10 protein-coding genes are annotated in these 10,799 nt (G+C 64.2%); 5 read left to right on the forward strand and 5 right to left on the reverse strand.

Annotated features, from left to right (window positions below; genetic code table 11):
• Window positions 1–141 precede the first annotated feature (141 nt).
• On the reverse strand, window positions 142–963 hold the full coding sequence (gene aroE / locus AC07VG_RS29950; RefSeq protein WP_495022367.1) for a shikimate dehydrogenase: 822 nt from the start codon (window positions 961–963) through the stop codon (window positions 142–144).
• Window positions 963–1,883, reverse strand: coding sequence for an oxygen-dependent coproporphyrinogen oxidase (hemF, locus tag AC07VG_RS29955; protein WP_495000283.1), 921 nt, complete (start codon window positions 1,881–1,883; stop codon window positions 963–965). Before hemF ends, aroE begins: the two co-directional genes overlap by 1 nt.
• Before the next feature lie 180 nt (window positions 1,884–2,063).
• Here hemF and AC07VG_RS29960 point away from each other — a divergent pair, with 180 nt between their 5' ends.
• Window positions 2,064–3,041: a quinone oxidoreductase family protein gene (locus AC07VG_RS29960; RefSeq protein ID WP_495000282.1), complete on the forward strand. Its 978-nt coding sequence runs from the start codon at window positions 2,064–2,066 to the stop codon at window positions 3,039–3,041.
• Window positions 3,042–3,229: 188 nt separating this feature from the next.
• Here the strand turns inward: AC07VG_RS29960 and tsaC are convergent, their stop codons facing one another.
• The 3 genes from tsaC to AC07VG_RS29975 all read right to left on the reverse strand — a co-directional run bounded on the left by tsaC (window position 3,230) and on the right by AC07VG_RS29975 (window position 6,250).
• Window positions 3,230–3,787 (reverse strand): L-threonylcarbamoyladenylate synthase type 1 TsaC, encoded by a 558-nt coding sequence (gene tsaC / locus AC07VG_RS29965; protein ID WP_248799700.1) that lies wholly within the window; start codon window positions 3,785–3,787, stop codon window positions 3,230–3,232.
• A gap of 47 nt (window positions 3,788–3,834) precedes the next feature.
• Window positions 3,835–4,935: a DNA-processing protein DprA gene (gene dprA, locus AC07VG_RS29970; protein WP_495000281.1), complete on the reverse strand. Its 1,101-nt coding sequence runs from the start codon at window positions 4,933–4,935 to the stop codon at window positions 3,835–3,837.
• 292 nt (window positions 4,936–5,227) lie between these two features.
• Window positions 5,228–6,250 carry a LysM peptidoglycan-binding domain-containing protein gene (locus tag AC07VG_RS29975; RefSeq protein ID WP_495000280.1) on the reverse strand — a complete coding sequence of 341 codons (1,023 nt, stop codon included), beginning with the start codon at window positions 6,248–6,250 and terminating at the stop codon, window positions 5,228–5,230.
• Window positions 6,251–6,402: 152 nt separating this feature from the next.
• Here AC07VG_RS29975 and def point away from each other — a divergent pair, with 152 nt between their 5' ends.
• The 4 genes from def to trkA all read left to right on the forward strand — a co-directional run bounded on the left by def (window position 6,403) and on the right by trkA (window position 10,697).
• A complete protein-coding gene (def, locus tag AC07VG_RS29980) occupies window positions 6,403–6,909 on the forward strand; it encodes a peptide deformylase (RefSeq protein WP_495000279.1) in 507 nt (168 codons plus the stop codon).
• A gap of 142 nt (window positions 6,910–7,051) precedes the next feature.
• Window positions 7,052–7,996: a methionyl-tRNA formyltransferase gene (fmt, locus tag AC07VG_RS29985; protein ID WP_495000278.1), complete on the forward strand. Its 945-nt coding sequence runs from the start codon at window positions 7,052–7,054 to the stop codon at window positions 7,994–7,996.
• Window positions 7,993–9,300 (forward strand): 16S rRNA (cytosine(967)-C(5))-methyltransferase RsmB, encoded by a 1,308-nt coding sequence (gene rsmB / locus AC07VG_RS29990; protein WP_495022368.1) that lies wholly within the window; start codon window positions 7,993–7,995, stop codon window positions 9,298–9,300. Before fmt ends, rsmB begins: the two co-directional genes overlap by 4 nt.
• Window positions 9,301–9,323: 23 nt before the next feature.
• On the forward strand, window positions 9,324–10,697 hold the full coding sequence (trkA, locus tag AC07VG_RS29995; protein WP_495000276.1) for a Trk system potassium transporter TrkA: 1,374 nt from the start codon (window positions 9,324–9,326) through the stop codon (window positions 10,695–10,697).
• Window positions 10,698–10,799: the final 102 nt, after the last annotated feature.

The following is a 10,799-nucleotide window of genomic DNA, read 5'->3' on the forward strand; positions in this document are numbered from 1 at the left end:
GCAACGAAGCTTTCAGTGGTGAATGGGCTTGTGTGGGAGCGGAGCTTGCCCGCGAAGGCGCCCTCAAAGACGCCAAAAGCTTCGCGGGCAAGCTCCGCTCCCACATCAGATTGCGATCCGCCAGTCATATTGTGCCCTTGCTCAGAGGGCCAGCAAACGCCGCAACTCCGCCAACACCGGCGCCGTATCCGGGCGTACACCGCGCCAGAGGAAGAAAGCCTCCGCCGCCTGTTCCGCCAACATGCCCAGGCCATCCATCGACACCGCCGCACCATGCTCGCTCGCCCAACGGCAGAACGCCGTCGGCTCATTGCTGTACATCATGTCGTAGCAGAGGGTCTTGCCTGGCTCGATCAGGCTTGGCGCAATCGGTGGCACATCCCCCGACAGACTCGCCGAAGTGGCATTGATGATCAGGTCCACCGGCTCGCGCAACCAGTCAAACCCACTGGCGGACACCGGCCCCAGGTCGGCGAACAACTCAGCCAGCAACTCGGCTTTCTCAACGGTCCGATTGGCAATGATCACCGAAGCCGGCTGCTCCGCCAGCAACGGCTCCAGCGCGCCACGTACCGCACCGCCAGCCCCCAGCAGCAGGATGCGCTTGCCCCGCAGGCTGAACCCGGCATTGACCGTCAGATCACGCACCAACCCGGCGCCATCGGTGTTATCACCCAACAAACTGCCATCGGCCAGCTTGCTCAAGGTATTCACCGCCCCGGCCCGCTGTGCCCGGGCCGTCAGGCTGTTGGCCAGGCGATAGGCCTCTTCCTTGAATGGTACCGTCACATTGGCCCCGCGGCCTTCCTGGAAAAACGCCCGGGCACAGCCGGAAAAATCATCAAGAGGTGCCAGCAAGGTGCTGTAGTCCAACGGCTGAACGGTCTGCTCGGCGAACAGACGGTGAATCAACGGCGACTTGCTATGGCCGATGGGGTTACCGAAGACGACATAACGATCCATCAGGCATCACCCTCCGCCAGCCAGTCGCGGTCCTGCAGGAAGTACTCGGTCAAGCGCGCCTCGGCACTCCCGGGCTCGGCCTTCCAGTCATAGCCCCAACGCACTTGCGGCGGCAACGACATCAGGATCGACTCGGTACGGCCACCCGATTGCAGGCCGAACAGGGTGCCACGGTCGTACACCAGGTTGAACTCCACGTAACGACCGCGACGGAACTCCTGGAACTCGCGCTGCTGTTCGGTCCAGGCTTGGGCCTTGCGCCGCTGCACGATCGGCAGGTACGCCTCGATATAGGCATCGCCGATCGCCCGCATGAAGGCAAAGCTGGTGTCGAAGTCCCACTCATTCAGGTCATCGAAGAACAGGCCACCGATACCCCGTGGTTCGTTGCGGTGCTTGATATGGAAGTAACTGTCGCACCAGGCCTTGTAGCGTGGGTAGACATCGGCGCCAAACGGCGCACAGGCACGCTCGGCCACCCGGTGCCAGTGCACGCAGTCTTCTTCATTGGCGTAGTAGGGCGTCAGGTCGAAACCGCCGCCGAACCACCAGACCGGTTCCTCACCTTCCTTCTCGGCGATGAAAAAGCGCACATTGGCGTGGGACGTCGGTACATGGGGGTTGTGCGGGTGAATCACCAACGACACGCCCAGGGCCTCGAAGCCGCGCCCGGCCAGTTCCGGCCGATGGGCGCTGGCCGACGGTGGCAGGCCGCTGCCGAAGACGTGGGAGAAGTTCACGCCGCCTTTCTCGATGACCTGGCCGTTGCCGATCACCCGGGTCCGACCGCCGCCACCGGCGGGGCGGGTCCAAGCGTCTTCGACAAAATGCGCGCCACCGTCTTCGGCTTCCAGGGCGGCACAGATACGGTCTTGCAGGTCGAGCAGGTAGGCTTTCACGGCCTCGGTGCGGGTAGTCATGGCATCACCTTGAATCGGGCAAAGCCACGCGGCCTCTCGGACGGCCGGTGGCAAAGAGGCGCGTAGCATAGCACCGCGTTTATGCTCGTCGCTGTTGACGAAGATCAAGCGAAGGAGTCCGATAGGGCCCTTGCATCGCGCCACACCGCGCCCCTTAGTGAAATGTCCAAGGAGAGAAAGATGGCCAAACGTATCCTGTTTCGCACCCATGGGGGCCCCGAAGTCCTTGAGTATGTCGACTACACCCCCGCCGAGCCGGGCCCGCAGCAGGTGCGGGTACGCAACCACGCCATCGGCCTGAACTTCATCGACACCTATTTGCGCAGCGGGCTGTATGCACCACCGACCATGCCGTCGGGCCTGGGGGCCGAGGGGGCTGGCGTGGTCGAGGCGGTCGGTAGCGAGGTCAGCCAGTTCAAGGTCGGTGATCGCGTGGCCTATGGCAGCGGTCCTTTGGGCGCCTACAGCGAAGTGCATGTGCTGCCGGCGGCCAATCTGGTGCATCTGCCGGAAGGTATCAGCTTCGAACAGGCGGCCGCGGTGATGCTCAAGGGCCTGACGGTGCAGTACCTGCTGCGCCAGACCTATGAGTTGAAGGGTGGCGAAACCGTGCTGTTCCACGCCGCGGCCGGCGGTGTCGGCCTGCTCGCCTGCCAGTGGGCCAAGGCCCTGGGCGTAAAGCTGATCGGTACCGTCAGTTCGCCGGAAAAGGCGGCCCTGGCCAAGTCTCTGGGTGCCTGGGAAACCATCGACTACAGCCATGAGGATGTGGCCAAGCGGGTGCTGGAGTTGACCGATGGCAAAAAGGTCCCGGTGGTGTATGACGGCGTGGGCAAGGACACCTGGCTGACCTCGCTGGACAGCCTGGCACCCCGTGGGCTGATGGTCAGCTTCGGCAATGCCTCGGGCGCGGTGGACGGCGTCAATCTGGGGATCCTGGCGGCCAAGGGCTCGTTGTATGTGACCCGACCGACGCTGGCGACCTACGCCAACAACGCAGAAAACCTGCAGCTCATGGCGAAGGATCTGTTCGGGATGATCACCAGCGGCAAACTGAAGATCGAGATCGGCGCACGGTATGGCCTGGCGGACGCGGCCAAGGCCCAGACCGAACTGGCGGCGCGACGGACCACCGGGTCGACCGTATTGTTGCCGTGATCGAGGTGGGCGGCCGCTGTTGACGCAGCGGATCGCCAGCAAGCCGGCTCCTACAGTCTCCGTGTCGCAACACCTTTTTGTGATCGACACCGTCCTCTAGGAGCCGGCTTGCTGGCAATGAACGATAACGCGGCCTCCGAGGAGGCGTCCGCCCTCTTGTGGGAGCGATGCTTGCCCGCACACCGCTCTTACGCCGGGCGCACCACCTTGCCGGTCGCCAGGTCGCGAATCAGGCTCGGGTTCTTGCGCCCACCCAGGTTACCGCCCAGCACCAGGTCGAGCTGCCCACGGAAATACTGCTCCACGCGAATCCGCGTGCGCGCCGCCGGGCGCCCCTGGGGATTGGCGGAAGTGGAAATCAGCGGCCCCACCAACGAACACAGATCGCGCACCAACGGATGATCGCTGACCCGCAAGGCCACGGTGTCATGCACACCGGTCACCCACTCCGGCAACAGGTCCTGATGCGGCACCAACCAGGTATTGGGTCCCGGCCAGGTACTGGCCATGCGGTCAATCCAGTCTTCCGGGAAATCCTCGAAGAGAAAATCGAACTGGCGAATATTGTCGGCGATCAGGATCAGGCCCTTGTCCACCGAACGATTTTTGATCGCCAGCAAGCGGTCCACCGCTTCTTCGTTCCAGGGATCGCAACCCAAGCCCCAGACCGCCTCGGTTGGATAGGCAATCACCGCCCCTGCGCGAATTTCTCGTGCGGCTTCTTGCACACGCCAACTGTTGACCATTGCTCGCTCTCCGGATTTAACGCTGCTCGCAGTTTACTCAGGTAAGCCTACCTCGCGCGAGCTAACCAGCGTCCGCTTTCATTGGCAACCCGGCCTTCGAGCTCCAACTCGGTCAGTGCCGCCAATACTCGCGGCAGTGCCCAGCCAGACGCCTGGGCCAGGGCCTCGCTGCTCTGCGGCGCGGCGTGCAGCAAGCCTAGTAGCGGGTGCTCGGACGCAGTGGGAATAGGGCTGGCCGTCACCCGCTGCCAGACACGCAAGGGTTCGAGGATATGTTCGACGGTTTCCACCAGCACCGCACCGTCGCGGATCAACTGATGACAACCCTTGGCGCCGGGGTGGTGGATGGAGCCGGGAATCGCATACACCTCGCGTCCCTGTTCCGCCGCCAGCCGGGCGGTGATCAATGAGCCGCTGGCGACACTGGCCTCCACCACCAGCACGCCCAGGGACAAGCCGCTGATGATCCGGTTGCGCCGGGGAAAGTTGCTCGGATGCGGCGCTGCCTCCAGCGGCAACTCGGACACCACGGCGCTGCCCTGGGCAATCATGGCCTGCGCCAGCCGGCGATGGCGTTGTGGATAAAAATTTTCCAGGCCGGTACCGAGTACCCCGATAGTTCGCCCGCCGATGTCCAGGGCCGCCTGATGGGCCGCGCCGTCGATCCCCAGCGCCAGCCCGCTGGTGATGACAAAACCGGCGCCGGCCAGGCTCCGGGAAAAGGCCGCCGCCGTGTCCATGCCTGGCTTGGAGGCACGCCGACTGCCAACCAGCGCCAGCTGCGGTTGTTCCAGAAGGGTAGGGTCGCCGGCCACGAACAGCAACGGCGGGGCGTCGTCCAGTTCGGCGAGAAGGGCCGGGTAATCGCCCTGGTCCCACATCACCAAATGACAAGCCGGGCGCTCTAGCCAGCGCAATGCAGCGCTGGCAGCGTCACGCACTTCAGGGCTGCGGCGCGCCTCGGCACAGGCCGTCGGCAAGCCTAGCGCACGCCAGGCGGCGGCCGGCGCACCAAGGGCCGCCGAGGCCGAACCGAAGGCCTTGATCAGGCTGCGAAAGCGCCGTGGACCGAGTTCCGGCAGTCGGTGCAGACGCAGGCGGGCTTCCAGCTCCGCCGGGGACAGGGAGGTACAGTTGGACAGCGACATCGGATCATCCTTGATCTGTGGCGGTCCTGGAACAGCAGGAACAAGCTGTGGATAACTCTGTGGGTAACCTGTTTAGCCTGCTAACGGAGGCGACCTTGGACGCTACCCTGGAGGCAGCGTTCTGATCCATTGGAAAGCGCAATTGCAGGACCCAAACACGATCATTGTGGGAGCGGGCTTGCCAGCGATGGCGGCGGTGAATCTTGCATCGCCATCGCCAGCAAGCCGGCTCCCACAAAGACGCGGGGTTTCAGGGGGACCGAATCTTCGGCCAGCCATCGAGCATCCAGCGCTACGGGTTGCGCACCTTGTCCAGAACTGTCAGGGACCGCGTGGCAGTAAGTACTAAACCATAGCTGAGCTTTTCGTAGGTGCGAAACACCATCAACAGGCCCGAACGTTCGTCGGGGACCTTCACCCGCTGTCCGGTGATCTGGTCTTGTACGGTCTCGCCGGTCTTCATCACCGCTAGAACGTTGCCTTCGACCAGGCCATCGCGTCGCCCCTTATTGATCGTGACCACGTCCATGACCCCGATCTGTGTAACACCCCGTGGCACATCTATGATCGTGCCGAGGATCTGCACTTGCGGCGCACTGGGCATGAACGTCGAATTGACCGGGCGCTCTTCGCTGACGAACAGGCGGTCACCCAGGCGAACTTCCTGGGTGGTGCGGCGCAGGTTCAACGTGCCGATATCGCCTTCGGTCGCCACCAACTCGCCCGTGCCGACGTCGTCGGCGTTGATCCCAAGGAACTCCTTGGTCTGCGCGTCGGTATAGACCTTGCCCTGGCGGAACAGGCCGTACACCGTGTGCGCCGGGTCGAACACGCCACGGGCATAGATCCGGTCGCCCATGCCACTGAGCACCCGCTCATTGCTGCCGGCCAGGATATACGGGGCTTTCTGGAAATCATTGGCGTTGTCGACAATGCGGTTGCTCAACAGGAACGCATTGATCTTTTCCAGCGGAATGCTCGGAATCGCCTCGGCCACCGGCAAGCGGCGCACCTGCGGCGATAACTTCACGGTCCCCCGCGACGCGCCGCGATCCACCACCAACCGCGGCTGGCCGTCGACGAACTGCAGGGTCAGGGTGTCGCCGGGATAGATCAGGTCCGGATTGGCCACCTGGGGGTTCGCGTGCCAGATCTCCGGCCACTTCCACGGCTCGCTGAGAAACTTGGCGGAAATGTCCCAAAGTGTGTCACCGCGCACTACGGTATAGCGCTGTGGATAACCGTCCTTGAGTTGCACTTGCGCCTGCACGACGCCGCTAACGGCCAGCAACAGGGCGAGTAGTGTTTTCCTCATGCAGTGAATCCCTTTATTATGTGCCTTCGCGTGAAACGCCAGAGCCCCCGCGGCTCGCTCCCAGGGAGAACGTTTTACAACGGTAGCCGATCCCACCGGGACATTTCGGCAACCGTCTCTGACTTTACCTCACAAGTGCAGCAAATACGCCTATGGCCATTTTAAACATCCTCGAATTTCCAGACCCGCGCCTGCGCACCATCGCCAAACCCGTGGCCGTGGTGGACGACCAGGCGCGGCAGCTGATCGACGACATGTTTGAAACAATGTATGAAGCCCCAGGCATCGGCCTGGCGGCGACCCAGGTCAATGTGCACCAGCGTATCGTGGTCATGGACCTGAGCGAAGATCGTAGCGAACCCCGGGTGTTCATCAACCCCGAGTTCGAAACCCTGACCGCGGAAGTGGAGCAGTACCAGGAAGGCTGTCTGTCGGTGCCGGGCTTCTACGAAAACGTCGACCGCCCGACGAAACTGCGGGTCAAGGCCCTGGACCGCGACGGCAAGCCGTTCGAACTGGAGGCCGAAGGCCTGTTGGCGGTGTGCATCCAGCATGAATGCGATCACCTCAACGGCAAGCTGTTCGTCGATTACCTGTCTACGCTCAAGCGCGACCGGATCAAGAAGAAGCTGGAAAAGCTCCATCGCCAGAACGCCTGATCCGCCCCTTCCTGTATCTCCTGTAGGAGCGAGCTCGCTCGCGATGGACGTCAACGATAACGCGGGGTACCTGATACCCCGCGCTGCCCCGGCCACCCTCGCGAGCAAGCTCGCTCCTACAGTATCCAAGCGAGCCCTTTTTATGTCTGAGCCACTGCGCATCGTCTTTGCCGGCACCCCCGAATTCGCCGCCGAACATCTCAAGGCCCTGCTCGACAGCCCTTACCAGATCGTCGCGGTCTACACCCAACCGGATCGGCCGGCGGGCCGTGGGCAGAAGCTGATGCCGAGCCCGGTCAAGCAGCTCGCGCTGGAGCACGGCATCAGCGTCCTGCAACCGCCGACCCTGCGCAACGCCGAGGCCCAGGCCGAACTGGCGGCGCTCAAGCCGGACCTGCTGGTGGTGGTCGCCTACGGCCTGATCCTGCCACAGGTGGTGCTGGATATCCCGCGCCTGGGTTGCATCAACAGCCACGCCTCGCTGCTGCCGCGCTGGCGCGGTGCGGCGCCGATCCAGCGCGCCGTCGAAGCCGGTGATCGCGAAAGCGGCGTGACCGTGATGCGCATGGAGGCCGGACTCGACACCGGGCCGATGCTGCTCAAGAGCGTCACCCCGATCAGCGCCGAAGACACTGGCGGCACCTTGCATGATCGCCTGGCCGAACTCGGCCCGCCCGCCGTGCTCCAGGCCATCGCCGGTCTCGCCGCCGGGACCCTGGACGGCGAAGTGCAGGACGACAGCCTCGCCACCTACGCCCACAAGCTGAACAAGGACGAGGCGCGTATCGACTGGAACCGTCCGGCGGTCGAGCTGGAACGCCTGATTCGTGCCTTCAACCCCTGGCCGGTCAGCCACAGCACCCTCGACGGCGAAGCCCTGAAAGTACTGGCCGGTGGCGTGGCCGAAGGCAAGGGCGCGCCGGGTGAAATCCTCGCCGCGAGCAAGGACGGCCTGATCGTCGCCACCGGCGCCGGCGCCCTGTGCCTGACCCGCCTGCAACTGCCCGGCGGCAAGGCGCTGAATTTCAGCGATCTGTTCAACAGCCGCCGCGAGAAATTCGCCCTCGGTACGGTGCTCGGCCAATGAACCCGCGTCTGGCCGCCGCCAAGGCACTCACCGCCGTCCTCAACGGCAAGGCGTCGCTCAACAGCTCGTTGCCGCTGCAACTGGACAAGGTCGAGGCTCGCGATCGCGGTCTGACCCAGGACTTGGCGTTCGGCACCGCGCGTTGGCAGCCACGCCTCTCGGCACTGGCGGCCAAGCTGCTGCAAAAACCCTTCAAGGCCGCCGATACCGACGTCGAAGCCTTGCTGCTGGTCGGCCTCTATCAACTGCTCTACACCCGCGTGCCAGCCCATGCCGCCATCGGCGAGACCGTCGGTTGCGCCGACAAGCTGAAAAAACCCTGGGCCAAGGCCTTGCTCAATGCCGTGCTGCGCCGCGCGCAACGGGAAAGCGAGGCGCTGCTGGCCGAGCTGGAACACGACCCGGTGGTGCGTACCGCCCACCCACGCTGGCTGCAGAAATCCCTGAAAGCCTTCTGGCCGGAACAATGGGAAGCCATCTGCGCGGCGAACAATGCCCACCCGCCGATGATCCTGCGGGTCAATCGCCGCCATCACTCGCGCGATGCCTACCTCAAGCTGCTGGGCGACGCCGGAGTCGGCGCGCAGGCCTGTGTCTACAGCCCGGACGGTATCGTCCTGGAAGAGGCCGGCGACGTGCGCAACCTGCCCGGCTTCAACGAAGGCTGGATCAGCGTCCAGGACGAAGCCGCGCAACTGGCCGCCGACCTGCTCGACCTGGCGCCCGGCCAGCGGGTGCTCGACGCCTGCTGCGCCCCTGGCGGCAAGACCTGTCATATCCTCGAAGTCCAGCCGCAACTGGCCGGCGTGGTTGCCGTCGACCTGGAGGCCAAGCGCCTGGTACGGGTGCGCGAGAACCTCGAACGCCTTGGCCTGGACGCCGAACTGATCGCCGCCGATGGGCGTGACACCGCCAAATGGTGGGACGGCAAGCCGTTCCAGCGCATCCTGCTGGACGCGCCGTGCTCGGCCACCGGCGTGATCCGTCGCCATCCCGACATCAAGCTGACCCGCCAGCCCGACGACATCGCCGCCCTGGCCGCCTTGCAAGGCGAACTGCTGGACGCAATGTGGACGACTCTGGAAGTCGGCGGCATCCTGCTCTACGCCACCTGCTCGACCTTGCCGACCGAGAACACCGAAGTGATCGCGGCGTTCCTGTCCCGGACCTCCGGCGCCCGCGAGCTGGACATCGCCGGGGCCTTTGGCATCAAGCAGCCCCACGGTCGCCAGTTGCTCGCCCAGCAAGGTGGTCACGATGGCTTCTACTACGCCAAACTGATCAAGATCGCCGCGCGCGGCTGAGCCGGGGGTAACGGAGCGAGCTGATGAAAATCATCATCCTCGGTGCCGGCCAGGTCGGCGGCACGCTGGCCGAACACCTGGCCAGCGAAGCCAACGACATCACCGTGGTCGACACCGACGGCGAGCGCCTGCGCGACCTCGGCGACCGCCTGGATATCCGCACCGTGCAGGGCCGCGCCTCGTTTCCGACAATCCTGCGCCAGGCCGGCGCGGATGACGCCGACATGCTGGTGGCGGTGACCAACAGCGACGAAACCAACATGGTTGCCTGCCAGGTCGCCCACACCCTGTTCCACACCCCGACCAAGATCGCCCGGGTCCGTGAAGCGGCCTACCTGACCCGCGCCGGGCTGTTCGACAACGACGCGATTCCAGTGGATGTGCTGATCAGTCCGGAGCAGGTGGTGACCCATTACATCAAGCGCCTGATCGAGCACCCGGGCGCCTTGCAGGTGATCGACTTCGCCGAGGGCAAGGCCCAGTTGGTGGCGGTCAAGGCCTACTACGGCGGGCCACTGGTGGGGCAACAATTGCGTCAGTTGCGCGAACGCATGCCCAACGTCGACACCCGCGTGGCGGCGATCTTCCGCCGCGACCGGCCGATCATGCCCCGTGGCGACACGGTGATCGAAGCCGACGACGAAGTGTTCTTCATCGCCGCCAAGGCGCATATCCGCGCGGTAATGGGCGAAATGCGCCGCCTCGACGAGCGCTACAAGCGCATTGTGATCGCCGGCGGCGGACAGATCGGCGAGCGGCTGGCCGAAGCCATTGAAAGCCGTTACCAGGTCAAGATCATCGAGAAAAACCCGGCGCGTTGCCGCTACCTCTCGGACACCCTGGACAGCACCGTGGTGCTGCAAGGCAGCGCCTCGGACCGTGACCTGCTACTGGAAGAAAACATCGCCGACACCGACGTGTTCCTGGCCCTGACCAACGACGATGAAGCCAACATCATGTCGTCGCTGCTGGCCAAGCGCCTCGGGGCGAAGAAGGTCATGACCCTGATCAACAACTCGGCCTATGTCGACCTGGTCCAGGGCGGCGAGATCGATATCGCCATCAGTCCGCAACTGGCGACCATCGGCACCTTGCTCGCGCATGTGCGGCGCGGCGATATCGTCAGCGTGCATTCCCTCAGGCGCGGGGCAGCGGAGGCGATCGAGGCGATTGCCCATGGCGATGCGAAGTCGAGCAAGGTGGTGGGCCGGGCGATCGCGGATATCGCCTTGCCGCCGGGGGCGACCATCGGCGCGATCATTCGCGACGAAGAGGTGCTGATCGCCCACGATGCGACGGTGATCCAGGCTGGCGATCATGTCATTCTGTTCCTTGTGGATAAAAAGCAGATCCGCGATGTGGAAAAGCTGTTTCATGTCGGTCTGAGCTTTTTCTAAGTATTGCGGCGCCTGGACGGCCGTCATCGCTGGCAAGCCAGCTCCTTGTATCTCGACTAACGCTCCGTCAGGAGCGATAGTTCTCGACTGATCATCGAGGGA

The organism is Pseudomonas sp. GW821-FHT03C07 (genome assembly GCF_059420925.1).